23 protein-coding genes and 1 pseudogene are annotated in these 26,887 nt (G+C 71.3%); 16 read left to right on the top strand and 8 right to left on the bottom strand.

Annotation, left to right across the window (positions count from 1 at the left end; all coding sequences use genetic code 11):
- Window positions 1-126 precede the first annotated feature (126 nt).
- The 3 genes from SGA01_RS23150 (at window position 127) to SGA01_RS23140 (ending at window position 4,918) form a co-directional block, all read left to right on the top strand.
- Window positions 127-2,559 carry an endo-beta-N-acetylglucosaminidase gene (locus SGA01_RS23150; protein ID WP_141298337.1) on the top strand — a complete coding sequence of 811 codons (2,433 nt, stop codon included), beginning with the start codon at window positions 127-129 and terminating at the stop codon, window positions 2,557-2,559.
- Window positions 2,560-2,922: 363 nt separating this feature from the next.
- Window positions 2,923-3,273: an STAS domain-containing protein gene (locus tag SGA01_RS23145; RefSeq protein ID WP_167534166.1), complete on the top strand. Its 351-nt coding sequence runs from the start codon at window positions 2,923-2,925 to the stop codon at window positions 3,271-3,273.
- A gap of 1,198 nt (window positions 3,274-4,471) precedes the next feature.
- Window positions 4,472-4,918, top strand: coding sequence for an SRPBCC family protein (locus SGA01_RS23140; RefSeq protein WP_141298335.1), 447 nt, complete (start codon window positions 4,472-4,474; stop codon window positions 4,916-4,918).
- An 86-nt stretch (window positions 4,919-5,004) separates the two neighbouring features.
- Here SGA01_RS23140 and SGA01_RS23135 read toward each other — a convergent pair whose 3' ends face one another.
- From SGA01_RS23135 to SGA01_RS23120, 4 genes and pseudogenes are all read right to left on the bottom strand, one after another.
- Window positions 5,005-5,301 carry a DUF2188 domain-containing protein gene (locus SGA01_RS23135; protein WP_141298334.1) on the bottom strand — a complete coding sequence of 99 codons (297 nt, stop codon included), beginning with the start codon at window positions 5,299-5,301 and terminating at the stop codon, window positions 5,005-5,007.
- A gap of 128 nt (window positions 5,302-5,429) precedes the next feature.
- Entirely contained in the window at window positions 5,430-6,551 is a 1,122-nt protein-coding gene (locus tag SGA01_RS23130) for a glutamate--cysteine ligase (protein ID WP_141298333.1), read from the bottom strand.
- Between the two features lie 153 nt (window positions 6,552-6,704).
- Window positions 6,705-6,878, bottom strand: coding sequence for a CsbD family protein (locus SGA01_RS23125; RefSeq protein WP_141298332.1), 174 nt, complete (start codon window positions 6,876-6,878; stop codon window positions 6,705-6,707).
- Window positions 6,879-6,951: 73 nt separating this feature from the next.
- Window positions 6,952-7,482: pseudogene (locus SGA01_RS23120) on the bottom strand (HAD family hydrolase); the annotation flags it as partial.
- Window positions 7,483-7,724: 242 nt separating this feature from the next.
- Here SGA01_RS23120 and SGA01_RS23115 point away from each other — a divergent pair.
- Genes SGA01_RS23115 through SGA01_RS23105 form a run of 3 tightly spaced genes read left to right on the top strand, consistent with a single transcriptional unit; the run spans window position 7,725 to window position 9,680 of the window.
- Window positions 7,725-8,414, top strand: a complete 690-nt coding sequence (locus SGA01_RS23115) for a HemK2/MTQ2 family protein methyltransferase (RefSeq protein ID WP_141298331.1) — start codon at window positions 7,725-7,727, stop codon at window positions 8,412-8,414.
- Window positions 8,398-8,652: a CDGSH iron-sulfur domain-containing protein gene (locus SGA01_RS23110; protein ID WP_229918337.1), complete on the top strand. Its 255-nt coding sequence runs from the start codon at window positions 8,398-8,400 to the stop codon at window positions 8,650-8,652. Before SGA01_RS23115 ends, SGA01_RS23110 begins: the two co-directional genes overlap by 17 nt.
- On the top strand, window positions 8,649-9,680 hold the full coding sequence (locus tag SGA01_RS23105) for an iron-containing redox enzyme family protein (protein ID WP_141298329.1): 1,032 nt from the start codon (window positions 8,649-8,651) through the stop codon (window positions 9,678-9,680). Before SGA01_RS23110 ends, SGA01_RS23105 begins: the two co-directional genes overlap by 4 nt.
- Window positions 9,681-9,719: 39 nt before the next feature.
- On the opposite strand, the gene SGA01_RS23100 is transcribed toward SGA01_RS23105, so the two are convergent.
- From SGA01_RS23100 to SGA01_RS23090, 3 genes are read right to left on the bottom strand one after another with little or no spacing between them, the layout of a single operon-like run.
- Window positions 9,720-10,751, bottom strand: a complete 1,032-nt coding sequence (locus SGA01_RS23100; RefSeq protein ID WP_141298328.1) for an NAD(P)/FAD-dependent oxidoreductase — start codon at window positions 10,749-10,751, stop codon at window positions 9,720-9,722.
- Window positions 10,748-11,263 carry an isoprenylcysteine carboxyl methyltransferase family protein gene (locus SGA01_RS23095; protein ID WP_141298327.1) on the bottom strand — a complete coding sequence of 172 codons (516 nt, stop codon included), beginning with the start codon at window positions 11,261-11,263 and terminating at the stop codon, window positions 10,748-10,750. Before SGA01_RS23095 ends, SGA01_RS23100 begins: the two co-directional genes overlap by 4 nt.
- A 13-nt stretch (window positions 11,264-11,276) precedes the next feature.
- On the bottom strand, window positions 11,277-12,434 hold the full coding sequence (locus SGA01_RS23090; protein WP_141298326.1) for a type III polyketide synthase: 1,158 nt from the start codon (window positions 12,432-12,434) through the stop codon (window positions 11,277-11,279).
- A gap of 6 nt (window positions 12,435-12,440) precedes the next feature.
- Here SGA01_RS23090 and SGA01_RS23085 point away from each other — a divergent pair, with 6 nt between their 5' ends.
- The 6 genes from SGA01_RS23085 to SGA01_RS23060 all read left to right on the top strand — a co-directional run bounded on the left by SGA01_RS23085 (window position 12,441) and on the right by SGA01_RS23060 (window position 21,077).
- Complete coding sequence (locus SGA01_RS23085; protein ID WP_141298325.1) at window positions 12,441-13,343, top strand: UbiA family prenyltransferase; 903 nt, start codon at window positions 12,441-12,443, stop codon at window positions 13,341-13,343.
- Between the two features lie 169 nt (window positions 13,344-13,512).
- On the top strand, window positions 13,513-15,048 hold the full coding sequence (locus tag SGA01_RS23080) for a glycosyltransferase family 39 protein (protein ID WP_141298324.1): 1,536 nt from the start codon (window positions 13,513-13,515) through the stop codon (window positions 15,046-15,048).
- Window positions 15,049-15,363: 315 nt separating this feature from the next.
- Window positions 15,364-16,458: a UDP-glucuronic acid decarboxylase family protein gene (locus SGA01_RS23075; protein WP_141298323.1), complete on the top strand. Its 1,095-nt coding sequence runs from the start codon at window positions 15,364-15,366 to the stop codon at window positions 16,456-16,458.
- Window positions 16,459-16,585: 127 nt separating this feature from the next.
- The gene (locus SGA01_RS23070) at window positions 16,586-18,475 is read left to right on the top strand and encodes a glycosyltransferase family 2 protein (protein WP_141298322.1); all 1,890 of its coding nucleotides are present in this window, start codon (window positions 16,586-16,588) and stop codon (window positions 18,473-18,475) included.
- Between the two features lie 45 nt (window positions 18,476-18,520).
- On the top strand, window positions 18,521-19,543 hold the full coding sequence (galE, locus tag SGA01_RS23065) for a UDP-glucose 4-epimerase GalE (RefSeq protein ID WP_141298321.1): 1,023 nt from the start codon (window positions 18,521-18,523) through the stop codon (window positions 19,541-19,543).
- Window positions 19,544-19,601: 58 nt separating this feature from the next.
- Window positions 19,602-21,077, top strand: a complete 1,476-nt coding sequence (locus tag SGA01_RS23060; protein ID WP_141298320.1) for a UDP-glucose dehydrogenase family protein — start codon at window positions 19,602-19,604, stop codon at window positions 21,075-21,077.
- A 79-nt stretch (window positions 21,078-21,156) separates the two neighbouring features.
- Here the strand turns inward: SGA01_RS23060 and SGA01_RS23055 are convergent, their stop codons facing one another.
- Window positions 21,157-22,797, bottom strand: coding sequence for a right-handed parallel beta-helix repeat-containing protein (locus tag SGA01_RS23055; RefSeq protein WP_141298319.1), 1,641 nt, complete (start codon window positions 22,795-22,797; stop codon window positions 21,157-21,159).
- Window positions 22,798-23,158: 361 nt separating this feature from the next.
- Between SGA01_RS23055 and SGA01_RS23050 the strand changes: the two genes are divergently transcribed.
- Genes SGA01_RS23050 through SGA01_RS23035 form a run of 4 tightly spaced genes read left to right on the top strand, consistent with a single transcriptional unit; the run spans window position 23,159 to window position 26,766 of the window.
- Complete coding sequence (locus SGA01_RS23050) at window positions 23,159-24,385, top strand: MFS transporter (RefSeq protein WP_141298318.1); 1,227 nt, start codon at window positions 23,159-23,161, stop codon at window positions 24,383-24,385.
- A 59-nt stretch (window positions 24,386-24,444) separates the two neighbouring features.
- Window positions 24,445-24,879, top strand: coding sequence for a GlcG/HbpS family heme-binding protein (locus SGA01_RS23045; RefSeq protein WP_141298317.1), 435 nt, complete (start codon window positions 24,445-24,447; stop codon window positions 24,877-24,879).
- The gene (locus SGA01_RS23040; RefSeq protein WP_141298316.1) at window positions 24,876-25,727 is read left to right on the top strand and encodes an aldo/keto reductase; all 852 of its coding nucleotides are present in this window, start codon (window positions 24,876-24,878) and stop codon (window positions 25,725-25,727) included. The genes SGA01_RS23045 and SGA01_RS23040 overlap by 4 nt, the downstream gene beginning before the upstream one ends.
- Before the next feature lie 28 nt (window positions 25,728-25,755).
- On the top strand, window positions 25,756-26,766 hold the full coding sequence (locus SGA01_RS23035; RefSeq protein WP_141298315.1) for an aldo/keto reductase: 1,011 nt from the start codon (window positions 25,756-25,758) through the stop codon (window positions 26,764-26,766).
- Window positions 26,767-26,887: the final 121 nt, after the last annotated feature.

The following is a 26,887-nucleotide window of genomic DNA, read 5'->3' as shown; positions in this document are numbered from 1 at the left end:
CTCCCGGACTGAACCTGCGGGGTCGCCGGTGGACCTGCCGTCCCGCCTCGTCGCCCCCCGCTGCTTCGCGTCATCCGTACCACCAGAGCGCCAGTACCCACCCCTCCTGCTGGACCGGAGACCCGGATGAACCGACGCCCGCTGACCCTGATGATGAGCGCCGCGTTAACCGCCGCCGCCATCGCCCTCATCCCCGCCCAGACCACCGCTGCCACCGGAACTGCCGCCGATGCCACCACCACCGGCAGCCAGCCGTACGCGTCGTACTGGTACCCGAACACCCTCCTCGACTGGGACCCGGGCACCGACCCCGACGCACCGTTCAACCGCTCGCGCGTCCCCCTTCAGCCGCGCACCTCGGACCCGGCACTCAAGGCCAACGCCAACGCCCGGGCCGGGGAGGGCAAGGTGGTCTCGCTGGTGTCCTTCGGACCCACCTCGAACAACCCTTCCCAGGGCTCCAGCAGCCCGAACCACTACGCCTTCGGGCACTGGCAGTACGTGGACACCCTGGTGTTCTGGGGCGGTTCCGCCGGCGAGGGCCTGATCCTCGCGCCCAACTCCACCGTGATCGACGCCGCCCACCGCAACGGCGTCAAGGTCTACGGCACGGTGTTCTTCCCGCCCGCCGCCTATGGCGGCCAGTTGCAGTGGGTCAAGGACTTCACCAAGAAGTCCGGCAGCACCTACCCGGTGGCCGACAAGCTCGCGCAGGTCGCCCAGCACTACGGCTTCGACGGCTGGTTCGTCAACCAGGAGACCGCGGGCGGGGATTCGACCCTGGCCACCGAAGTCCGCAACACCATGCGCTACGCCCGCACCCTGGGTCCGGTCGAGTTCATGTGGTACGACGCGATGACCGAGTCCGGCCCGGTGAGCTGGCAGAACGCGCTCACCCCGGCCAATGACGCCTTCCTCCAGGAAGGGACGCAACGCACCACGGACTCGATGTTCCTGAACTTCAACTGGACCGCCTCGGGCCTCAACTCCTCACGCACTCTGGCTGGTTCGCTGGGCCGCGACGAGCACGAGCTCTTCTCCGGCATCGACACCGAGGCCAACGGCTACAACACCTCGGTGAACTGGGCCTCGCTCTTCCCGGCCGGCCAGCCGCACGTCACGTCGCTAGGCCTGTACCGCCCCGAGTGGACGTACACCTCCGCGAGCTCCAGGGCCGACTCGTACACCCGCGAGGCCCGGTACTGGGACGGCGCCAACGGCGACCCCTCCAACACCACCACCGGCTCCAGCTGGAAGGGCCTGGCGCACTACATCCCCGAGGCCTCGCCCGTGACCACGAAGCCGTTCGTCACCTCCTTCGACAGCGGCCAGGGCGACTTCTACAACTCCGGCGGCGTCCGGGTGAGTTCCACCGGCTGGAACAACCTCTCGCTCCAGGACGTACCGCCCACCTATCGCTGGCTGGTCGGTTCCACCGGCTCCAAGCTCACCCCGTCGATCGACTTCACCGACGCCTACGAGGGCGGCTCCTCGCTGCGCCTCACCGGCACCCTCGACGCGGAGAACACCATCCGGCTCTACCAGACCCGGTTGCCGGTCGCCGCCGACACCCGGCTGTCGGCCGTCGTGAAGACCCCGGCGGCCGGACCGACCCGCCTGAAGGCCGCCGTCTCCTTCACGGACTCGCCCACCACCTTCACCACCCTCGACCTCGGCTCCACGACCACCACCGGCTGGGAGCGCAGAACCTTCGACCTGTCGGCGTACGCCGGACGCACCATCGCCCAGATCGGCCTGCGGACCACCGGCACCGCCTCCGCGTACGACCTGAAGCTCGGCCAACTCGCCGTCTACGACGGAACAGTGGACAGCGCCGCCGCGCCGACCGGGCTGACCGTCCTGGGCAGCACCGACGTCAGCTCCACCGGCAAGTCGCTGCGACTGTCCTGGACCGCCTCGGCCACGGGCTCGGTCCACCACTACGAGGTGTACCGGCGCAACCCCGACGGCAGCCGCACCTTCCTCGGCGCCACGCCGAACGACGCGTACTTCGTCCCCCGGCTCGACCGGGTCGGCACCGAGGCCTCCACCACGCTCGACGTGGAAGCGGTCTCCACCGAGTACGGCCGCTCGACACCCGCCACCACCACGGTGAACTGGTCCGCCCCCACCGCGAGCAACCTGGCGCTGAACCGTCCGGCGACCGCCTCCGGCCAGTGCAGCGGCACCGAGACGGCGGCCAAGGCCGTGAACGGCTCGGTCTCCGGCGGCAACAGCGACAAGTGGTGCACGCTGACCACCGGCAAGTGGCTGGAGGTGGACCTCGGCTCGTCCCGCAGCCTGTCGAGTTTCGTGGTCAAGCACGCCCAGGCCGGCGGTGAGAGCTCGTCCTGGAACACCCGCGCCTTCACCGTCCAGGTGCGCAACACCACGAACGACCCGTGGACGACCGCCGTCACCGTCACCGGCAACACCGCGGGCACCACCACCCACCCGGTCGGCCTGACCGCCCGCTACGTCCGCCTGGCGATCACCACCCCGACCCAGAACACCGACCCGGCCGCCCGCATCTACGAGTTCGAGGCCTGGGGCGGGTAGCGCCCGGGGAACGTCCGCCCTGCCCCCGGCAGCGCTGCTGCCGGGGGCAGCCCGTTCAAGCTCCTCGCACTGGCCGTCGGTGCCCTTCGAGACGATTCTGCGGAGTGCGGATCTCGGTGACACCGCGCCCCAGGCTTCGTCCGACAGGACCGGAACTGGGGCACCGGCCGCACCGCAGGCGTCTCACTGCCTCGTACGGGTGAGAACTTTCCCTCTCACCGGGGATCGGTGCTGGTCGCATGGGGTGAAACGGCCGCGTGTCTCGTGCCCTGGCACCGGGGGAAGGCCGTTGATGGACATGTGAGCACCTCAAGCACCGCCCCGATACTGCCCGCCACTCCAGCGCCTCTGGCCACTCCCCTCGTGCACGACTCGGGCGCGGACACCGCGCCCGGCGTCATAGTCGTCGACTCCTGCACCAGCCTCGGCACCACCCTGGTCCTCCATCTCAGGGGAGAGATCGACCACTGCAGCTCCGCTCCACTGCGGGCGCTTCTGGCTTCGGCGGCCGACCACGGTTACACCGGCCTCGTACTGGACACGTCGCAGGTCACCTTCTGTGACTCCGAACTCCTCGCCGTCCTCGAGTCATGGCCCCGGCACGGACGCCGCGTCAGGCTCGCGAGCCGCTCCCGGGCCGTCCAACGCCTCCTGGCCGCCGCCACGGCAGGACGGCAGCCGGCCCAGGCGCCGACGATGGCCGCCACGTCATGACGTTCATACTCCTGACCTGCGTCCCGATGCTCGCGGCACTCCTTCTTGCGCGCTGGAAACCCGCGAACCGCGACGCCGCCGTCTCGCCCAACCGCTCCGGCCCACATTTCGCAGGGCCTTGATCCACAGCCGATCGGCGGCCCTGCTCCTGGGCCCCATGGCATGACCGAGGAAAGGTGTGGGGGGGCGCCGCCAGCCCGCGGGCCCCCGCACCTGCTGATGGGCCCCGCACGATCGTGGAGTCGATCGCGACCGGCCGGTCCACCTCCCCCGGACACGCTGGCGTTCCCGCTTGTTTGCGCGCTCAACTGGGGTGTGGGGGCTGTGCGGTTCAGCCCGTGGCTCGTCGCGCTGTCGATCACCGCCCGCCCTTCCGGGTCCCCCACCCAGGCGCTGTCCGGCGCGAAGGTCCTGACGGTCCGATCCTCGCCGACCTCCATGCCCGTCCAGAGGTCACGCCCCCTCCCGCCGTCGACGGCCGCCAGCTTGAGGGCGTCCTCCGCTCCGCGCCTCTGGCCAAGGACCCGCGTCCCTTGGACCAGCTGCGCCTTGAAGGCGGTTTCGCTCCAGGTCACCTTGTGGGTGACGAGGTCGATCCCGTACGTCACGGGGTATCGGTTCTCACCGTGGGACACGACGACTGCCGTACGGCCGGTGACCCCGGCGACGTAGGTCACGAGATGCGTGTCGTAGGACTTCGGAAGATCCCATTTCGTCCGCCACGCCTCCTGCCCGCTCTCGGCGTCCATGGCCACCACCTCGACGCCGACGGTGTCGCCGGCGCTTCCCTCCCCCTTCGTGCGGAACGGAAATGCCGCGACTGCGTACCGTCTGCCTTCGGCGGTGCCGAGTCCCGGGGCGTACGGGAGGTCGTCGGAGGACGAGGTCCCGGCCTTTACAGCCCCGATGTCCTCATTGCCGGCGAGGTCCTGGGCGACGAGCTCGCCGGCGGCGAGGTCTTGGCCGAAGCACAAGCACCGATGCACGCATCCCGGTCCGGCGATGCTCGTACGCTCCGGATTGGGTGAGATGCGAGGACATACGAGTGCGCGCACCATGACTATGGAGACAGCACGCACTCGGCGAACCGGTGCACGCGGCGGCGGAGGGGTTCACTCCGATCCTCGCAGGACGCGGTCGCACCGCATGATGCGACCGCGTCGCCCGCCTTCACGAAGGCGCAAGGAGGATTTCTTCCATGGCTGTACGTCACCAGCTGATCCGGTGTTCCCCGCGCGCGGTGTGGGCCGTACTCGCCGATCCGACCCGGTACGCGGAGTGGGTCGTGGGCCCGTCCGAATCCACGCCGCTCGATCACGCATGGCCCGATGTCGGATCCCGGCTCCGCTACACCGTGCCCTTGGGTCCCTGGTCGGCCGAGGGAGTGACGACCGTACGCCACCGCGAGTCCGGCAAGGAGCTGGAACTGGAAGCGGCGTTCAAGGCTCTCGGTACGGCGAGGATCTTCCTCCAGCTCCGTCCGTGGGGCGAAGATACCCTCCTCGTCTGCGACGAGCACCCCCTACGCGGCCTGGGTGGAACGTTCCACAACCCCGCCTTCGAGGCACTGCTCCAGCTCCGCCACCGAGGAATGCTGGCCCGCCTGGCCAAGGTCGTGGAGCAGGAGCACACAGGTGCCACCTGAGCCGGCGGTGATCTCTGCCGGCTGCCCCGCTGCCCCGTGTGGACAGTAGCCCCGAACATCCGGTCACCCGACCCACCGGACAGGACCTAGAAGAGGCCCCCGCGCGCCCCTGCCCTGCGGCCGCGTTCATCGGGGGATGCCATGGGGGCGTCGCCGTAGGTGTAAGCGGTTCGGATGTGCCCGTCGCGGGCATGGACGATGACCTGTGCGGGGGTGTGCTCCTTGGCATGCCGACGTGCGGAGTCGATCGCGTCCTTCTGTGTCCGGTGTGGCTCGTGCATCAGCCGGCGGCCTTCCCTGCCCTCGACCTGCCACTTCACACCCGCAGCCGCCGCCCGCTCGCCGGACGGTGCGACGTGGTAGACGGTCCGTTTCGCTGCCATGACCCTTCTCCTCGCCTTTCAAGCGGACTTCCGGCGCCGGAATGTCGCCGCCTGTCGCCGCCTTCTACGGAGCCGGCTTCGTGGCCGGGGCCTTCCTCGCGTCCGCCTCCTTCGTCGGTTCTGGCATCTCAGGCTCGGGAGCCGCTCGTGATACGCGCGCACCGGGTGACCACCGAGGTGAGAGTGCCATGGGTGCGCAGGAGCCCGCGCTGGATGCGAGCCCCGTTACCCCCTTCCAGCAGACCGGCGATGCCTTCGCGGACCCGTTCTTCGTCGCCGCTCTCGACCAGGGCCTCTCGGACATGGGCGTACAGCGCCTGGACGACCTCCACCGCCGGCGCCTCTCGCATGGTTTCGGGATGGAGGAGGGGGCCGTCCAAGCCTGACCGGCTGGCCTGCCATGCCGCCAACCGGAGCAGGTCCGTGCTGACGCGGGAGGGGGGATCCCCTCCGCACCAGGACCTGGCGGCAGTCTCGACGAGCGCGCGCACCAGGGCGGCGAGGAGTACGGGCGTCGACGCTTCGAGGCACACGTCAGCCACTCTGACTTCCACAGTGGGGTAGGTGGCCGACAGCCGGGCGTCGAAGTAGATCATCCCCTCGTCGCGCAGGACTCCGGTGTCGAGCATGGCACGGACCTGCTCGTGGTAGCGATCGGCAGAGCCGAAGACGTCCATCGGGCCGGCCGAGGGCAGCCTGTTCCACACCCGGCTGCGATAACTCGAGTACTTGCTGTCCTCACCCTGCCAGAAGGGCGAGTTCGCGCTCATCGCGGTCAGAACGGAAAGCCAGGGCCGGATCCTGTCCAGTACGGCGACCCCTTCCTCGTCCGACTCGACCGAGACGTGGACGTGGCAGCCGCAGGTGAGTTGTTCCTGCGCGGTCAGGCCGAACTGTTCGCCCAGCCACGCATATCGCTTGCCCGCGTTCAACGAGGGCCGGGCGGGTAGCGGCGAGGTGGCGAGGGCCGCCACGCGGGCGCCTGCGGACGCGGCGTGCCGACCGGCCTCGGCGCGACACCGGGTGATCTCATCCTCGAGTTCGCCCATCTCCGTCACCGGTTTGGTGGCGAACTCCACCTGCTCCTTCTGCAGTTCCTTCTCGAAGACGTGTCCTGGCGCGCCATCATCGTGCGGCTGCTGCCTTCCGAACCGGTCCGCAGCCGCGAGGACAGCACCTGCCAGAGCGAGGGGCTCCCCGCTGCGGGCATGCACGAGAAGCAGCTCTTCCTCCACACCCACGCTTCTCATTCGGCCACCGCCGTTCACTCCTCTTCATGAGCGGGAAGACCTGCCGTCTCACATGGGTGCCCCTGAGGCGGTCGTGGGCGAACGGCTCTTCACCGCCCCATGGTGCTCGACAACCACCGCGGTTCCTCGCCCACGACTCACACCATCGGCGGGTCAGCCCTTGAAGACGTCCTTGATCTTCTCCTTGGCCTGGCGGGCGTTCCCCTTCGTCTTCTCGGCACGGCCCTCGGCAGTCATGCGTTCATTGCCCACCGCACGGCCCGCAGTCTCCTTGAGCTTGCCTTTGGCCTGCTCGGCCTTGGCCCTGCCCTTCTCCTTGTTCGACACGATCGATCACTCCCTGAAAATGGGACCAAACCATACATATAGCTTCTGACCGACATTCCGACCGGCAAACCTGGGGCGCTTCAGCGAGATGGGCCAGCAGAACGGCGGGATCGCGGTACACGGCGGCGGCACCGGCCAGGTCGGCCCGCGGGATTCCGCCGCAGAGAAGGCCCACGGCAGTCACACGAGCACGGGTGGCACCTGGGCCGGCCGAAGGGCATATCGGACGGGCTCCGGTGCGGGTTTGCCTTCCTCGACGTCATCAGACGGACTGGTTTCGGCGATGGCGTCGTCGGCGTCGATGGCTCGGCGCAGGGCCGAGAGTTCGCTGTCCTTCGCCGACGTGACGAGGACGACCCGCCAGCCGCTGCCGGCAAGCGCGCGCAACAGGTCGGCGGCCGATGCCAGGGCCGGGCAGGCGGTCGAAGAAGGTGGCGTACAGGGTGTGGCGCGCGACGCTCAGGCGGTCGTCCTGCGCTGGGTCGCGGTCGCCTCCCAGGAGGTGGTCGAGCAGATCCTTGCCGGGCAGACCGATCGCCCTGTGGACGGAGTGCATCGGCACCTGGTGGTCGGCCTGGCGCAGCGCCTCCCACCATGCCACCACGTGGCCCGCCGTCCCGCGGCCCGGTCGCCCGAATGCGTCGAGCGGCGGACGAGGCGGCCCCGCGCCACAATGGAGCCGTGTTCTGGCTGGAAGGAGCCCCCTCCCACGCCACGGCCGCCGAGCGGGAGACGGCACCGTTTCCGAGCCATCGGAAACGGGGGGCCCGGGAAAGGGATCGCGATCCCGGCCGTTCCCTCGCCGACGACGGGCCCTCCCCCGCGAACTCAGAGATCCGGAGGTTCATGGTGCCCAGTACGGCTCTGGCCTTCGGCACGCTTCCCAGGGCGCTCATCGCCCTGCCCGGCGTGTACCGCCCGCAGGCCGACACCTGGCTCCTCGCGGAGGCTCTCTCGCACGAACGGATGGACGCGGACACCGACGTGCTCGACATCGGCACCGGAACGGGTGTCATTGCGCTGTCCGCGGCGCGTACCGGGGCCCGGGTCGAAGCCGTCGACGTCTCGTGGCCCGCTGTCATCGCGGCCGGCCTGAACGCCTTCCGTCAGCGACTGCCACTGAGAGTGACGCACGGCGATTTCGCGACCCGTACCCAAGGCCGGCGCTTCGACGTCGTCCTCGCCAACCCGCCTTACGTACCCTCGCCACGATCCCGGCCGCCGCCGCACGGGGCCGCCCGCGCCTGGGACGCCGGCCCCGACGGGCGGGCCGTCATCGACCGCGTCTGCGCGTGCGCGCCGTCCCTGCTGCGACCCGGTGGCGTCCTGCTGATGGTGCACTCCGGGATGTGCGGTCCACCGGCCACGCTTGCCCGTCTGGAAGCGGGCGGGCTGTCCGCCGAGGTAACGGCGCGGGCCTCCGTCCCATGGGGTCTGGTACTGCGTGCGCGACGCACCTGGCTGCAGAAGCAGGGCATCGCCGGCGCAGGCGACGAGCACGAAGAGCTGGTGATCATCCGTGCCGAGCGCCCCTGACGGTGTGACGCCGGCGGGCCCCTCGTGCCCCGCACGCCGGGTGGCCATCGATCCGCAGGGCCCGATCCTGGTCGAGGGCCCGGTGGAGATGGTGCTGGACGACGGGACCCTCGCCCGATCCGACCGGTTCATGGTCGCGCTGTGCACGTGCGGCCGTAGCCGTGCGTATCCCTGGTGCGACACCAGCCACCGCCGCCGGGAGCGTGTGGCACCATCCGAGGACAGGAGCCTCACATGACCCCGTCCAGCACGAGCGTCACGGAATCCGGCCCCCACCTCGTCGCAGCGCGGGGTGACCTTTCCGGCGCCGTCGAGAGGGCCCTTCGCACCGGCCGGCCACCCGCATACACCGAGGCCAGCCTCCGAAGAGCGGACCCCTGGGGAGAGGACCTCCAGCTCGCGCTGTACCTGCTGTACGAGCTCCACTACCGGGGCTTCGAGGGCGTCGACGACGATCGCGAATGGGACCCGGACCTGCTGCGTCTGCGGCGGGATTCGGAAAACCTGTTCCTCCATGCGCTGCGCACCGCACTCCCCGATGCGCCCCGATCCGTCGAGGAGGCCTTCGCCCCGCTGCTCGTCGAACAGGCGAATCCGGCCGACAGCGCCAGCCACTACCTGGAAACCGAGGGCGAGCTGTGGCAGTTGCGCGAGTACACCGCCCTGCGTTCCCTCTACCACCTCAAGGAGGCGGACCCGCACGCCTGGGTCATCCCGCGTCTGACCGGCCGAGCCAAGGCTGCGATGGTGGCCGTCGAGTACGACGAGTTCGGCGCCGGGCACCCCGCGCGCATTCACGCGCAGCTCTTCGCGGACCTCATGACCGACCTCGACCTGGACCCGGCCTACGGCCACTACCTGGATCACGCCCCCGCCCCGCTGCTCGCCACCGTCAATCTCATGTCCCTCTTCGGACTGCACCGGGCCCTGCGCGGAGCGCTGGTCGGCCACTTCGCCTGTGTCGAGGTCACCTCCCCGCCCGGCTCGCGAAGGCTCGCCCAGGCCATGCGCCGCTGCGGCGCGGGGCCGGCCGCCGAGCACTTCTACGCCGAGCACGTCGAGGCCGATGCCGTCCACGAACAGGTCGTACGGCGCGAGGTCATCGGCGGGCTCCTCGCCGACGAACCCTCCCTGGAGCCGGACATCGCCTTCGGGAGCGCGGCCACCGTCCTGCTCGAGAACAAATTCGGCGCCCACGTTCGCACCGCGTGGTCGGCGGGGCGCTCCGCGCTCCGCAGCCCCCTGCCACCGCACCCGAGGAGCTGACCGTGGCCGGCCTCGACGGCTTCACGGCAGGGAGGACGCTCAGGCGAGGGCGTTCACCGCGAGGGTGAAGACGCGGGGAAGCCGGGCCGCGGCCGGCACGATCTTGTCCGCCAGCCGGGGCCGTTGCCGAGCTCGCACCAGACAGTCGGTAAGGAGCCTGTGCCGGAGGGTCGCACGCTGCCAGGCGGCCTCGTACGAGCCGGCTGAGCCGCGACGCAGCTGATCTACCAGGACCCTGGCGCCGGTGAGAGCCAGTGAGATGCCCTCGCCCGTCAGCGCGTCGACGTAGCCGGCGGCATCGCCCACCAGCAGGACCCGCCCATGGACGCGCGTGCGGACCTTCTGGCGGAGGGGACCCGCACCACGCACGGCGCCGATCGCGGCCTGCCGGGGCAGAGTGGCCGCCAGTTCGGGGAAGCCGGCCAGCTGTTCGTCGAAGGGGGCACGCCGTGAGGTCAGGAGGGCGACGCCCAGGAGCTGTGGCCCGAGTGGGGTCACGTACGCCTCGCCGTGGGGACCCCAATGGACCTCGACGTACGAGGAGGGCGGCGCCACGGCGTAATGCCGGCGGAGCCCGTAACGCGGGACGCCCTTGCCGGGCATGCCGAGCCCCAGCGAACGCCGCACCGGCGAGTGCAGTCCGTCCGCGGCGACGAGCCACCTGGCGCGCACACCCGTGGCGCCGTCGAAGACGCCCGTGGCATCCTGACGCACGTCCCGTACGCGTACCGGCAGGACGGGCACTCGGGCGGCGAGGACGGCCGCGTGCAGGGCGGCGTGCAGTACGGTGCGACGCACTCCGAGGCCGAGGCTGTGCCGGAACTCCGCCTGGGCGTGGTGCGGGCCCTGCCGGTAGCGGATGCCGAGGATCGGCCGTCCGGGCACGTCCAGTCCCAGCGCGCCCAGTTCCCTGACCGCCCCAGGCATCAGCCCCTCTCCGCAGGCCTTGTCGACGGGCAGGCCTCGCGGCTCTGCCAGGACGACGTCCAACCCTGCCCGCACCGCATACAGCGCGGTGGCCAGCCCCGCGGGGCCGCCGCCCGCGATCAGCAGATCGTGGGTGCGGCTCACGCCACGCTCACCCGCGCCAGGGCGGAGTTCTCACACCGGACGCGGACGGTGAGCAGCGCCGCGTTGGCCACGGTGAAGACGGTCGCGGTCAGCCACGCGGAGTGCACCAGAGGAAGCGCCACGATCTCCGCCACGACCGCGACGTAGTTGGGGTGGCGTGCGAAGCGGTACGGTCCGGCGCGCACGAGACGGGCGCCGGGGACCACGATGACCCGCGTGTTCCAGTACGGGCCCAGGGTCGTGACACACCACCAGCGCAGCGCCTGGGCCAGGACGACGACGGCCAGCATGGTCCAGCCGAGTACGGGCAGGAACGGTCGGTGGGCCAGCCAGGCCTCGGTCAGACAGCTCGCGAGCAGAGCCGTGTGCAGGGCCACCATGACCGGGTAGTGACCGCGGCCGTACTCGACCCCGAGACGGGCCAGGGTCCAGGCCGCGTTGCGTCGTGCCACGACGAGTTCGACGAGGCGTTCCGCCGCGACGCCCGCCAGGAGGAGCGTGTACCAGAGCATGATCCGTGATCCCTCACCAGCGCAGGAGGACGAACTCGACACAGAAACCCGGACCCATCGCCATCATCAGGCCCCATGAGCCCGGTGGCGGAGGGGTGTCGGTGGTGACGTCCTCCAGGATCCGCAGTACCGAGGCGGAGGACATGTTCCCCGACACCGCCAGGGCCCGGTGGGCCGAGTCGAGTGCACCGTCGGGAAGGTCAAGGGCGTGTGCCACTGCTGTGAGGATCCGCGGTCCCCCGGGGTGGCAGATCCAGGTCTCGATGTCGTCCGGAGCCAGGCCCTGGGCGGCCAGGAAGTCCCGGAGGTCCGGACCGATCCGGGCCCCCACGACATCGGGGATGGCGGCGTCCACCACCGGTCGGAACCCTCCGGCACCAATCGTCCAGCCCAGCAGGTGCTCGGTGTCCGGGTAGAGGAGACTGCGGGTGGCCACCACCGCCGGCCGACCGGACCGGTGGTCGTCGGCCCGCGCGGCATGCGCGACGACCGCCGCCGCACCGTCGCCGAACAGGGCACCGGCGACGAGGTTGGCCGGTGAGTCGTCGCGCTGCTGCAGGGTGAGTGAGCACAGCTCCACGCTGAGCAGCACGGCCACCTCGCCCTGATGGCCGAGCAAGTAGTCGTGGAGCCGGGCAAGACCGGCCGCTCCCGCCACGCAGCCGAGCCCGAACACGGGAATCCGCTTCACATCCGGCCGCATGCCCATGCGCGAGGCGAGCCGGGCGTCGAGCGACGGCGCGGCGATGCCGGTGATGGAGGTGCACACCAGAAGATCCACCTCCGAGGGCGACAGCACGGCAGCTTCGAGCGCACACGTCAGAGCCCGTTCGCCGAGTTCCAGACCGGCGGCCATCCATGCCGCGTTCGTCTCACCGAAGTCCCCCAGAGCCGCGTACCGGTCGAGCGGCAGAGCGAGATGACGAGTCCGCACCCCGGCGGCCCCGTGCAGCCGGCGCAGCACCGTGCGGTCCGCTCCCGGGGCGAGGCAGAGGTCGCCGATCAGCTCGGTGAGCTCGTCCTGGGTGTACCGATGCTCCGGCAGGGCCGTACGGACGGCGACGACGACGCTCTTCCATCCGTCCGGATCGGTCCGCTCACCGATGGGGCCGCCGGCGGGCGCGGCCGAGGGCGTGACGGGGGCGAGCGGGTCGGCTGTGGGGACACGCATTCCGGGATGTCTCCTCACGACCGACGGCGCGATTACCTTGCTCCCGTGTCTCTATACCTCCCTGGTCTTCCGGTGCGAGCGACACACCGGCTCGCGACGCTGCTCCACTCGTGCCACCCGGAGCCGACACTCGCGGTGACGGCGTTCGTCACCGCTCTGGCCGCCACGTCGGGGCGAGGACCGGGGGGCGCCGTGGCGGTCGGAGCGGCGGTGCTCGCCGGTCAGCTCTCGATCGGGTGGTGCAACGACGCGGTGGACGCGGGCCGGGACACCGCCAGCGGCCGCCGCGACAAACCGATCGCGACCGGGGCTCTGCACCCACGGACGGCCGCCGTGGCCGCCGTGGTGGCGCTCGCCGCCTGTGTCCCGCTCTCCTTGCTCAGTGGCCCGGCCGCCGCGACCGTCCACCTCACGGGCGTGATCGCCGGCGGGTGGGCGTACAACCTGGTCCTGAAGAGAACCCCGATCTCGCCCGTGCCGTACGCCGTCGGGTTCGCGTCCCTGCCCGCCTTCGTGACGCTCGGCCCGCCGACGCACGCCTGGCCCGCCTGGTGGGCCGTGGTCACGAGCGGCCTGCTCGGTGTCGGCGCCCACTGGGTGAACGCACTGCCGGACATCGCGGACGATCTCGCGACGGGCGTGCGTGGACTGCCTCAGCGCCTCGGTCCCGTGGCCTGTCGCCGGCTCGCTCTGGTCACGATGCTGACCGCGGTCGCGATCGTCACCGTGTGCCCGCCCGGGACGGCGGGAGCACCGGGCTGGGCGTGTGCGACGGCGGCGGGATGCGCCGCGGTGATGGGTACCGTCCCGAGGTGGCGTGAGGGCAGCCGATGGCCGTTCCGGGCGGCGATCGCGGTTGCGGGGCTGGCCGTCGTACAGCTCCTGTCAAGGGGCTCTGTCATCGCCTGAGGCCGGAGTGCGGGTGTTCTCCGTCCAGCCCGCCGCTGGTCGAGTCCTGCGCATGGCACGGGCATCAGCGGCGACACCGCGTCCCGCTCCAGCTCCGTTGAGGTGACAGGGCGTTCACCCAACAGGGTTGAACTGGGGCAAATACGTCTGAAACGCCTAAGGTCCGAGCATGCACACGGCGAACTCACCCGTCAGCAGCACCCCGCCCCGGTACGTCCCGGACGGTGACCGCACACCTCCGCCCGCCGTCCCGCCGAGCCGCCTCGCCACCGCGGGCGCGGTCCTCGTGCCCGCTGCCGTCATGCTCGGCATCGCGCTGTGGGGCCTGAACCGCGGCACGATGTGGCGCGACGAGTCCGCGACGTTCCAGATCGCCCGGCGCTCGGTACCGGACATCTGGCGTCTCCTCGGCGAGCTGGACGCCGTCCACGGCCTCTACTACCTCCTGATGCACGCCGTCCTCGCCGTCCGGGCCGACGAGGTGATGCTGCGGCTCCCGTCGGTGCTCGGCGCGGCATGCTCCGCAGGACTGGTCGCCGCGATCGGCTGCCGGCTGGCCCGCCCCCGGGTGGGCCTGTGGGCCGGGCTGCTGTACGCGGCCACCCCGTTCACCTCCTTCTACGCACAGGAGGGCCGCTCGTACGCCCTCGTGGCGGCCGGTGCCGCGCTCGCCACCTGGTGCCTGGTGAGCGCCATCGAGCACGACTCGGCCGGACGCTGGGCCGGGTACGCGGCCGCCGTCGCCGGCACGGCCCTGCTGCACGAGTTCGCCGTGCTGATGCTGGTCGCCCATGGGGCCACGGTGCTGGCGGCCGGGTCCCGTACCGGGGCCTTGCGACGGTGGGCGGCGGCCGCGGGCGCGGCGGTCGTGCCGCTGGTGCCGCTCGCGCTGGTCTCCTCCCGACAGGGCAGTCAGACCTCGTGGATCCAGGAGCCGGGAGTGGAGGAACTGAGGCTGCTCGCCCTGCAGTTCGCGGGCCCGGACATCCGGGTGCTGACGGTCGCGGCGCTGCTCGCCGGGCTCGCCGTGCTGTCGCCTCTGCGGCGCACCGGCCGTGTCGGCCTGACCGCGGTGGCGCTGCCGCTCGTCGTCCTGCCGGTGGCGCTGCTCTTCGCGGTCTCGCTCGTGAAGCCGCTGTTCGTCGACCGCTACCTGCTGTTCGCGTTCGCCGGATTCCCGCTGCTGGTCGGCGCGGGTTGGGAACGCCTCCTGGGCGCGCTGCGCTCCGCGCCCTGGCGGCCGGTGGTGACGGCGGCCGGCGTCGTGGCGGTCGCGGCCGCGTTCTGGTGCCAGCTCCCGTTCCAGGAGCAGGAGCGCGGCAAGGACGGCCGCATCGACGACCTCCGGGAGCTCGCCGCGTACGTGGCCGCGCAGACGCGCCCGAACGACGCGGTGCTGTTCGTCCCCTCGTACCAGCGGCACATCTTCCTCACCTACGACCGGGAGTTCGCCGGCCGCCGCGACATCGCCCTCAAAGTGGACGCGGCCGCGTCGGGCACGTTCTACGGCCAGGAGTTCGACGCGGACCGGATCGGAGCGCGCATCGGCGCGGAACGGCGGGTCTGGGTGGTGGCCTGGCCGAGCGCCTGGAGCGAGCAGTGGTTCGACGAGGACCCGAAGATCATCGCCGTGCGCAAGGGATTCGAACTCGCCCGCAGCACGCAGCTGAAGAGCGGCCTGGTGCAGTTGTACGTACGGGAGTGAGCCGGCGGCCGCGCGCGGCCGGGCTCCGGGCGCGCGCAGCCCGCACTCACACGTGCGCGTGACGGTGACCCGCAGGCCCTACGGCAGTGGCGGCCCGGGAACTGGGGGACTTCCCGGAGAGACGGTCACCGAAGGGATCGGCCGAACAGCCGAACAGCCGGAATCGCCTCCAAAACAATGAGTATGTACGGCCATACGCTTTTGCTTGCCTTTCCCGAGAATGCTGCGTTTATCAGCTCACCCGATCAGCATTTCTCGCGCCGTCGCGCCATCGGGGCGTGACGCCATTTCCGCTTCTCACCCCTGGAGAAACACATGCGCGTAGCCGTGACCGGTGGCGGTGGTTTCCTTGGGTCACATCTCTGCGAAGCGCTCTTGCGGCGCGGTGACTCGGTGGTGTGCCTGGACGACTTCTCGACGGGCGATCCCGATAACATCGCTCCGCTCCTCTCCCACCCGGGCTTCGCCTTCCAGCACGCCGACGTGAGCGTGTCGGCGGATGGCGCCGGCCGCGTCGACGCCGTGGCCCATCTCGCGTCCCCCGCCTCGCCGCCCGACTACCTGCGCCGGCCGCTGGAGACCCTCAGGGTCGGTAGCCGCGGCACGGAGAACGCCCTGCGCCTCGCCCTCCGCCACAACGCGCGTTTCGTCCTCGCGTCGACCAGCGAGATCTACGGCGATCCGCTGGTCCATCCGCAGGAGGAGGCGTACTGGGGCAATGTGAATTCCATCGGCCCGCGCAGCGTCTACGACGAGGCAAAACGATACGCCGAGGCGGTCTCCGCGGCGTACCGCCGTACCCACGGCCTCAACGTCGGCATCGCGCGCATCTTCAACACCTACGGGCCGCGGATGCGCCCGCACGACGGGCGGGTGGTGTCAAGCTTCATCACCCAGGCCCTCACCGGTGAGCCCCTGACGATCTACGGCGACGGCAAGCAGACCCGCAGCTTCTGCTACGTCGACGACCTGGTCCGCGGTCTCCTGGCGCTCCTCGACTCCTCCGAGATGGGCCCGTTCAACCTGGGCAACCCGGTCGAACGGACCGTCACCGAGCTCGCCGAGGCGGTCCTGGCCATGACCGGGTCGCGCTCCGAGGTGAAGCACCACCCGCTACCGGTCGACGATCCGGTCCGCCGCCGCCCGGTGATCACCCGGGCCCAGGAGGTACTGGGCTGGCAACCGGAGATCGACATCACCGAGGGCCTGCGCAGGACCGTCGCGTACTTCGCCGCCCGGCCGGACCGGCTCGGCGCCTCGGCCGCGGCGATCCGCGGCGGCCAGGACGAGACGGTGCCGCTGACCGCGGTGACCGGCGCCACCACGGCGGCGCAGACGATCCCCGGCCCGGCCGCCGAGACCGCCGGTGTGACGCCCACGACGGCCGGTCCGTCCGGCTCGGGCGGCTGATCTGCGCGACGCCCGCGCCTCCCCCGCCGCACCGTCCAAGGGCCTCCCGCCTTTCCGCCTCCGGCTCTTTCCCCGGCTCCTCCGTATCCCACGGCCCGCTCACGCACCGCCTGGAGAACTCGCTGCCATGACGTCGTTGGAGCACGGCCCCACCCTCGCCACCGGGACCGTCCAGAATCCCCCACTCCTCTCCCCCGTACCCGGCTCCCCGGAGGAATGGGAGGCGCTGGGCGCGGAGATCCGTACCCTGTCCGGCGGATCCGTGGCCTCCATCGGCCCGGACGGCCCGGTCCTCGCCGGGCCGCCGCGCCGACTCGACACGCTCCCGTCGAGCTTCGTACGCGCCTTCACGCGCGTCGACCGCTGGCTCGTCGTCCTGCTGTCCCTCGGCTGGGTGGCCTGCCTGGTCTGGTTCTGGGCCTGGTGGCTCCAGCCCTCGCACCGCATCGGCTGGCCGGGTCTCATCGTCAACAGCGCCCTGCTGCTCTATCTGACCTACCTGCCGGTGCACTTCCTCGTCGCGCTGCTCCGGATGCGCCGCTTCGATCCGGCCGTCGGCGTGCCGGCGCTCCACACCGCGTTCGTGGTCACCCGCGCCCCTTCCGAGAGCTGGGACATCGCCCGCACCACCCTGGAGGCGATGCTCGCCCAGGACTTCCCGTACGGCTACGACGTGTGGCTGTGCGACGAGGACCCGACCGAGGAGATCCTCGACTGGTGCGAGGGCCGCGGCGTCCACGTCTCCTGCCGGCGCGGCCGCGCCGACTACCACCGGGCCGAGTGGCCACGACGCACTCGCTGCAAGGAGGGCAACCTCGCCTTCTTCTACGACCACTGGGGATACGCCCACTACGACGTGGTCGCCCAGCTCGACTGCGACCACGTGCCCGGCCCCCGGTACCTCGCCGAGGTCGTGCGCCCCTTCGCCGACCCGGCCATCGGTTACGTCGCGGCTCCCAGCGTGTGCGACTCCAACGCCGCCGAGTCCTGGGCGGCCCGCGGCCGGCTGCAGCGCGAGGCCATGTTCCACGGGCCCGTGCAGCTGGGCCACTCGGCCGGCCTGGCGCCCGTGTGCATCGGCTCCCACTACGCCGTCCGCACCCAGGCCCTGCGGGAGATCGGCGGCCTCGGACCTGAGCTCGCCGAGGACTTCTCGACCACGTTCCTGCTCAACTCGGCCGGCTGGCACGGCGCGTTCGCGATCGACGCGGAGGCGCACGGCGAAGGACCGCTCACCTTCGGCGCGATGATCACGCAGGAGTTCCAGTGGTCCCGCAGCCTCGCGGTGATGCTCCTGGGGATGCTGCCCCGCCACCTCGGCCGGATGCCGCTCAAGCTGCGCGTGCGCTTCGCCACGGCGCTGATGTTCTACCCGCTGCTCGCCGCGGCCACCGTCGTGGGCATCGCGCTGCCGCCGATCGCCGCGATCACCGGCATGCCCTGGATCAACGTGAACTACGGGGAGTTCCTGGCGCACTTCTGGAGCATGTCCGTCTGGCTGATCCTGCTGACACTGCTCTGCCGCCGCCGCGGGCTGCTGCGCCCCCGGGACTCCGCCGTCCTCAGCTGGGAGATCTGGCTGTTCGGCCTGTCCCGCTGGCCATACGTGGCCTGGGGCGTGCTCGCCGCGGTGCTGCAGAAGCTGCGGCCCCGTCAGATCACCTTCAAGGTCACCCCGAAGAAGCGCGACGGCCTGGAGCCGCTCCCGCTGCGCACCGTCGCCCCGTACCTGCTGATCACCACGGTCCTGTCGGGCTCGGCGCTCGTCGGCCAGTTCACCGGGCCCGCCGTGGGCTATGTCTTCCTCTGTCTGCTCGGCGCCGTCTCGTACGCCGCCGTGACGCTCGCGATCGGCGTACTGCACGTCAAGGAGACCGCGCGCGCCACCGGTGTCTCCGCGTTCCGAGCCCTGCGCACGGCCGCGCTGCCGCTCTGCTGCGGCCTGGTGTGCGCGGTTCCCCTGGCGCTCGCCGTGTACGTCTTCCCCACCTATCTCACCGGCTACTACGCCTGGTGACGGCCCGGCCGGCCCGCGTGGCCGGCCGAGAAATGAGGGTTCCCCGTGCCCCGTACGGTCCTTGTCACCGGCGGCGCCGGCTTCATCGGCAGCCACACCTGCGTCGAGCTGCTCGCGTCCGGCCACGAGGTCGTCGTCCTCGACGACCACTCCAACAGCTCCCCCGAGGCCCTTGAACGCGTCGCCAAGATCGCGGGCCGTCCGATCGCGGCGGCCCATGTCGGGGACGTACGTGACCGCCGGGCCCTGGATGCCGTCTTCACCGCCCACCCGATCGACGCGGTGATCCACTTCGCCGCGAAGAAGGCCGTCGGCGAGTCGGTGCAGATCCCGCTCACGTACTACGACATCAACGTCGGCGGCACCACGGCCCTGATCTCGGCCATGCACGACCACGGGGTGCACCGGCTGGTGTTCTCGTCGTCCTGCTCGGTCTACGGCGACACGACGACCGTACCGCTGACCGAGGCGTCCCCGGCCGCGCCGACGAACCCGTACGCCACCAGCAAATGGACCTGCGAGCGGATCCTGGCGGACGCCTGCCGCCATGTGCCCGAGCTGCGGGTACTGGCCCTGCGCTACTTCAACCCGGCCGGCGCCCACCCCACCGGGCTGCTCGGCGAGGACCCGCACGGCGTGCCCGGCAACATCATGCCGTACCTCACCCAGATCGCCGTGGGCCGCCGCGAGGAGCTGAGCGTCTTCGGCGACGACTACCCGACGCCCGACGGCACCGGCATCCGCGACTACATCCATGTCGTGGACGTCGCCGAGGGGCACCGCGCGGCCCTCGACCACATCGACGACGAGCCCGGCATGGTGATCCTCAACCTCGGCACCGGACGCGGCGCGTCGGTCCTGGACCTCGTACGCACCTTCCAGGAGGTGTCCGGCCGCCCGATCCCGTACCGCGTCACCGGGCGCCGCCCCGGCGACGTCGCGGAACTCGTCGCCGATCCGTCGAAGGTCGCCGCGGCCTGGGGCTGGAGGGCCCGCCACGACCTGGCCGCGATGTGCCGCGACGCCTGGCACTTCCAGCAGCAGAACCCGTACGGCTACGCCCGCTGAGCCTCCCCTCCCACCCACTCCCACCTTCCCCTCCCCCGCGCAGACAGGAGCACAACGCATGCGGTTGACCGTCATCGGTACGGGATATCTGGGAGCCGTGCACGCCGCTTGCATGGCCGAGATCGGACACGACGTCCTCGGTGTGGACGTCGACCACGAGAAGGTGGCCGGCCTCTCCGAAGGCCGACCCCCCTTCTACGAGCCGGGATTCGAGGACGTCCTGACCCGGGCGCTCGACTCCGGCCGGCTGCGCTTCACCACCGATCTGCGGGAGGCGGCGGCGCACGGCGAGGTCCACTTCATCTGCGTCGGCACCCCGCAGCAGGCCGGCTCCCAGGCCGCCGACCTGCGGTACGTGGACGCCGTCGTCGACGGACTGGCCCCGAACCTGTCCGCACCCTGTCTGATCGTCGGCAAGTCCACGGTCCCCGTGGGCACGACCGCCCGGCTGGCCGCCCGCGTCGCGCGGCTCGCGCCTCCGGGCACGCGCGTGGAGCTCGCCTGGAACCCGGAGTTCCTACGCGAGGGCTTCGCCGTCGACGACACGCTGCGGCCGGACCGGATCGTCACCGGTGTGACCGGCAAGGCGGCGGACGAGGCGCTGCGCCGCGTGTACGCCCCGATGCTGGCTGCGGGCGTCCCGTACCTCGTCACCGACCCGAACACGGCGGAGCTGGTCAAGTCCGCGGCCAACTCCTTCCTGGCCACGAAGATCTCCTTCATCAACGCGATGGCCGAGATCTGCGACGCCACCGGCGCGGACGTCGCCACCCTCGCCGACGCGATCGGCCACGACACCCGGATCGGCCGGCAGTTCCTGAACGCGGGGCTCGGCTTCGGCGGTGGCTGTCTGCCCAAGGACATCCGGGCGTTCACCGTCCGCGCCCAGGAGCTCGGCGTCGGGCCCGCGGTGGCGTTCCTCGGCCAGGTCGACGAGATCAACCAGCGGCAGCGGAGCCGGACCGTCGCGCTCGCCCGGCAACTGCTCGGCGGCGACCTCACGGGCCGGCGGGTCACGGTGCTGGGCGCCACGTTCAAGCCGAACAGCGACGACGTACGGGACTCGCCGGCGCTGGCCGTCGCGACGGAGCTGCACCGGCAGGGCGCGCGGGTCCGGGTTCACGACCCCGAGGGCGCGGCGAAGGCCGTGCTCGCCCACCCGGAACTGCGCTGTGGAGCAGATCTGCTGACGGCATGCCAGGGCGCCGAGCTCGTGCTGCACCTCACCGAGTGGAGCGAGTACCGCGAGCTGGATCCGGTCAAGCTGGCCCGCGTGGTTCGTACCCCGCTGCTGATCGACGGGCGCAACGCGCTCCCGCACGACGCGTGGCGCGCGGCCGGCTGGACCGTGAAGGCACTGGGCCGTCCGGCACCGCCGCCGGAGGAGCCGCGGCAGGCCGGCGACCGGGCAGTGGAGCCCCTGCGCACTCTCATCGCGTCCCCGGCGGCGTCCGGTTCGCAGGCATCCGGAGTACCGTCCCCCGCGCTTCCCGTCAGCCCGGTGGGCGGCGTCAGCTCTGTCAGCGGGACGTAGCGAGCCGGTGGTGACCAGCGGCTCGCTGCCCGGACCGGTCTCGGCCGGCCGGGCAGCGCCGCACGGTACCGGGGCCGCCTCAGTCAGTGGCGCGGGGCTGGACGGCCCCGACCGCCGGAGTCTGCGGAACCGGGTGGCCGAAGTAGTCGACGGGACCCGGGTCGATGCCGAGGGCCTGCGGATCCACGCCGAGGGGCACCAGGCCCTCGCAGCGTGGCACCAGGCCCTCCGGACCGGCGGCGCCGTCCGTGACCGGCGCGGTCAGGCCGCTCAGACACGGGTCCTCGCTGAGGCCGGTCGGACCGCCGTCCAGCGTCTCCTGGCCGGACGCGACACGCCAGCCGTCCAGGGACGTGTAACGGTGCACGCCCCACTCCAGGGCCCAGCCGCCAGTGCTGTAGTAGTCGTTGCCCGCGAGCCTGACGGTGCTCCGGCCGTACGCCGACTGGGTGTCGAGCAGGGGGCCGCCGTCGGTCGCGAAGACGTTGTTGGCGACGCGCACACCGGCCATGCCGTCGCGCAGCCGCAGGGCCGGGGGCCGGATGCCCGCGGCCGCCGCGGAGGGGAGGCCCTCGGTGCGCATCACGACCGTGTTGTGGTGGATGTCCAGGTTCTTCATGCGGGTGCCGTAGGCGACGATACCGCCGTACTCGGGCAGCTTCCTGGCGTCGTCCCAGCTCATGTTGAAGCGGACGACGTTGTCGTGGTGGGCGCCGGTCGGCTGACCCGAGTAGACGAGGAAGCCGGGACCGTCGTTGCCATAGGCGAGGTTGTACTGCATGACGGAGAAGGACACGTTGTTGTCGAGGCCGAACCCGCCGCCGTCGACGCGTGATCCGGTGCGGTTGCGGTACGACTTGTTGTGCTCCAGGACGACGCGGGAGGAGTCGTAGACCCAGATGCCCTCGGGGCCCTCCTCGGCGTCGGTGGCGGACCTCGTGCCGTTGTCGTGGGCCACCGAGCCCACCACCTTCGCGTCGAGCACGCTGCCGAGCGAGATGCCGCTGCCGGTGTTGCGCCGGGCGCTCTCCGGATCGCCGGTGTTGGCGTACGCCTTGACGCCTTCGATCCGGAGTCCGGAGTGCGCGTACGCGGGGTGCGCGGCCCGGAACGCGGGTCCGTAGACGACGAGGCCGGTCTCGAGGTTGTCGTGCACGGAGACGTTGACGATCCGTACGTCGCCGAAGCCGGCGCGCGCCTCACCCTCGGCGCCGATGCTGATCCCGTTCTGGAATCCGCTCGCCTCCACGTTCGTGATCCTGACGTGGCTGAGCCGACGGGTGTCCGGCAGGCTGCTGCGCAGCGCGATGCCGACGCCCTCGCGCCGTGACTTCCGGTCGCCGACGAGGGCGATGTCCCTCACCTCCACGCCGGCGGTGTCGCGCACGGTGATGCCCGACGTTCCGCGTGGGGCGATCGTCGCGCGCCCGGCGCCGTACGACTCGATCACGACCGGCTTCGTCGCGCTGCCCGCCTCGTCCTCGTCCAGGGTGATGCTGCCGGCGAACCGCTGGCCGCCCTTGAGCCGGAGACGGTCGCCCGGCTGGAACTGCACGGTGTTCGCGTGGTCGAGGGTCCGCCACGCCGCCGCCGGCGACATTCCGTCGTTCCTGTCGTCACCGTCGCGGCTCACGTAGAACGTGAACGGACCGCCCTTGGCGGGGCGGGCCGGCCGGTAGACACCGGGCACGTCACACCCCGTCAGCAGCAGAAGCACCATGGCCGAGACTCCGGCGGCGGCCCTCAACGTCCGGCTTCGGTTCTCCGGATTCACGAATACCCCTTATCGACTTTTCGCACGACATACCCCCATGCACGAAGAGAGTGCCAGAAGGCAGACACACGAAACGCCGACGACGCACGGAACCTCGCCACGCACCGAGCATCGCGACCCGCTACGACAAGACAGCCGACTCCTACCAGGCAGCCGTCACCCTCGCGTCGCCGCCGATGCGGGCCTGAACGTGCAGCCACCGCCATCCCGAGCGCACGGACTATCAGCGTTTGCACTTATAGCGCGCATGCAACTATTGTGAAGGCACGTAAAGAGCTCGCTCAAGCAATTTCGGAAGGGTTGAGCCATGCCGCTCGCACTCCTCGCCCTGGCCGTCGGGGCCTTCGGAATCGGCACGACCGAATTCGTGATCATGGGGCTGCTGCCCGAGATCGCCGCCGACTACGGCGTCACCATCCCGACGGCCGGCCTCCTCGTCACCGGATACGCGCTCGGCGTCGTCGTCGGCGCGCCCCTGCTCACGGTGCTCGGCACCAAGGTCAGCCGTAAGCGGATGCTCATGCTGCTCATGGGCCTGTTCGTGCTCGGCAACGTGCTGTCCGCCGTCGCCCCGAGCTTCGGGATGATGCTGACCGGCCGGGTCGTCGCCTCGCTCGCCCACGGCGCGTTCTTCGGCATCGGGTCCGTCGTCGCCGCCGAGCTGGTCGCCCCGGACAAGAAGGCCGGCGCCATCGCCACGATGTTCACCGGTCTCACCGTCGCCAACATCGTGGGCGTGCCCCTGGGCACCTTCGTCGGGCAGGCCGTCGGCTGGCGCACCACCTTCGCGATCGTCGCCGCGCTCGGCGTCGTCGGACTCTTCGGCATCGCCAGGCTGATCCCCGACACACCGCGCCCCGAGGGCGCCCGACTGCGCCGGGAGCTGACCGCCTTCCGCAACCCGCAGGTGCTGCTCGCGATGGCGATGACCGTGCTCGGCTTCGGCGGCGTCTTCGCCGCGATCACCTACATCGCCCCGATGATGACCCAGGTCGCCGGCTTCTCCGAGGGCTCCGTCACCTGGCTGCTCGTCCTCTTCGGCATCGGCATGTTCCTCGGCAACCTGATCGGCGGCCGGTACGCCGACCGCGCCCTGATGCCCCTGCTCTACACCACCCTCGGCGGGCTCGCGGTCGTCCTCGCACTGTTCACCGTCCTCGCCCACCACAAGGTCCTCGCCGCGATCGCCATCCTGCTCGTCGGAGCGCTCGGCTTCGCCACCGTGCCCCCGCTGCAGAAGCGGGTGCTCGACCAGGCGCACGGCGCGCCGACGCTGGCCTCCGCCGTCAACATCGGCGCCTTCAACCTCGGCAACGCGCTCGCCGCCTGGCTCGGCGGCCTCGTCATCGCCTCCGGCTTCGGCTACACCTCCCCGAACTGGGTCGGCGCCGTCCTCGCCGCCGCGGCACTCGGCCTCGCCTTCTGGTCCGCCGCCCTGGAGCGCCGCGCCCCCGTGGCGGCGGCAGCGGCACCGGCACCGGCACCGGCCGAGACAGCCGCGGTCGCGGCGGCCCGTACCCCCGCACACCACTGACCAGCCCTTCCCCCCCTCCCTTCCCCCCTCCCCTCCCTCTCGATTCCAGGAGAAGCGCCATGAGCACCACCACCACAGCCACTGCCGTGACCCCGTTGACGACGGCCGACGCCGAGATCCTGATCACCGCCGCCCGCCGCGCCGCCGAGGCGGCCGGGGTCACCGTCAGCGTCACCGTCCTGGACGCCGGCGGGCACCTGCTCGCCTTCCGCCGCGACGACCGGGCGGTCCTGATCTCGGGCGAGACCAGCACCCGCAAGGCGTACACCGCGCTCCAGCTCGACGCCCCGACCGCCGACCTGGTCGAGCTCGTCAAGCCCGACGGGCCGTTCCACTCCCTGCCCACCGCGCTCGACCGGCCGCTGCTGTTCATCGCCGGCGGCGTCCCCGTCCACCGCGACGGCCGTCTGATCGGCGCGATCGGCGTCGGCGGCGGCGCCCCCGAACAGGACCACGGCTTCGCCACCACCGCGCTCGAGGAGCTCTCCCGATGACGACGACCCGCACCCCTCAGGAGGGCTTCGCCGTCCCCACCGTCACGCTGAACAACGGCGTCGAGATCCCCCAGCTCGGCTTCGGCGTCTTCCAGGTCCCCGACGACGAGACCGCCGCCGCCGTCACCTCCGCGCTCGAGACCGGCTACCGCAGCATCGACACCGCCGCGATCTACGGCAACGAGACCGGCGTCGGCCGTGCGCTGGCCGCCTCCGGGCTGCCCCGCGAGGAACTGTTCGTCACGACGAAGCTGTGGAACGCCGACCAGGGGTACGACGCCACCCTGCGCGCCTTCGACACGAGCCTCGCCAAACTCGGCCTCGACTACGCCGACCTCTACCTGATCCACTGGCCGACCCCCGCCCGCGACCTGTACCGCGAGTCCTGGCGCGCCCTGGAGCGGCTCGCCGATGAGGGCCGTGTCCGCGCGGCCGGCGTCTCCAACTTCCAGCCCGGCCACCTCGCGCGGCTGATGGACGGCGCGAAGCTCGTCCCCGCCGTCAACCAGGTCGAGCTGCACCCCGGACTGCAGCAGGCGGAGCTGCGCGCGCTGCACGCCGGGCTCGGGATCGCCACCGAGGCCTGGAGCCCGCTCGCCCAGGGCGCGGTCCTCGACGACCACGTCATCGGCGAGCTGGCCGCCCGGTACGGAAAGTCCCCCGCCCAGGTCGTCCTGCGCTGGCACCTTCAGCTGGGCACCGTCGTCATCCCCAAGTCGGTGACCCCGGCCCGGATCCGCGAGAACTTCGAGGTCTTCGACTTCGCCCTCACGGACGAGGAGATGAGCGCCGTGGCCTCGCTCGACCGCGGTCTGCGCACCGGCCCGCACCCCGACGAGCTCAACTAGCCCCCCACATCAATAAGAAGGCACCGTCATGTCACTCAAGGAAATCCTTCCCGGCCGTCTCGGCTTCGGCACCGCCCCGCTCGGCAACATGTTCCGTGCGATCCCCGACGAGGAGGCCCACGCCACCGTCGAGGCCGCCTGGAGCCACGGCATCCGCTTCTACGACACGGCCCCCTTCTACGGCGCCGGTCTCGCCGAGACCCGCCTCGGCGAAGTCCTGGCCACCAAGCCGCGCGACACGTACGTCCTGTCCACCAAGGTCGGCCGGGTCGTCCTCGACGAGCACGAGACCGCCGCCCGCGACCTGGGCGAGAAGGGCGGCCTGTTCGAGCACGGCAACCCGAACAAGATGGTCCACGAGTGGACGGCCGAGGCCACCGAGCGCTCCGTCGAGGACAGCCTGAAGCGCCTGGGCACCGACCGGCTCGACATGGTCTGGGTCCACGACATCGCCCAGGACTTCCACGGCGACGAGTGGCTCGGGAAGTTCGAGGAGGCCCGCACCGGCGCCTTCCGGGTCCTGTCCCGCCTGCGCGACGAGGGCGTCATCAAGGCCTGGGGCCTCGGCGTCAACAGGACCGAGCCCATCGAGCTGACGCTCGCCCTCGACGAGCCGCGGCCCGACGGCTTCCTCCTCGCCGGCCGCTACACCCTCCTCGACCACGAACACGCCCTGACCCGCCTGCTCCCCATGGCCCAGGCGCAGAACGTCGACATGGTGGTCGGCGGTCCGTACAGCTCCGGCATCCTCGCCGGCGGCACCCACTTCGAGTACCGGAAGGCCCCCGCCGGGATCATCGAGCGCGTCGACAGGCTCAAGGCGCTGACCGCGAGGCACGGCGTGAGCATCAAGGCCGCGGCGCTGCAGTTCTCGCTGGCCCACCCGGCCGCCGCAGCGGTCATCCCCGGCGCCACCCGCCCGAGCCGCATCGCCGAGGACACCGCCGCGCTCACCGAGACGATCCCCGCCGCGTTCTGGACCGACCTCCGCGCCGCGGGCCTGGTCGGCGAGTCCGCCCCGCTCCCGGACAACGCCTGACGCGGCCATCGGGGTGTCGGCGGCCGCCACGGGGGGATCCTGTCTCTGCGGCCCGTGGGAAAGCCATGCGGGATCGATCCCTCCGCTGGGCGTCCGACGGGATGAGCATCGCTCGGTCCAC

The organism is Streptomyces gardneri (assembly GCF_006539185.1).
In the GTDB taxonomy this organism is placed as follows: domain Bacteria; phylum Actinomycetota; class Actinomycetes; order Streptomycetales; family Streptomycetaceae; genus Streptomyces; species Streptomyces gardneri.
This window is presented reverse-complemented; position numbering and strand designations above follow the sequence as displayed.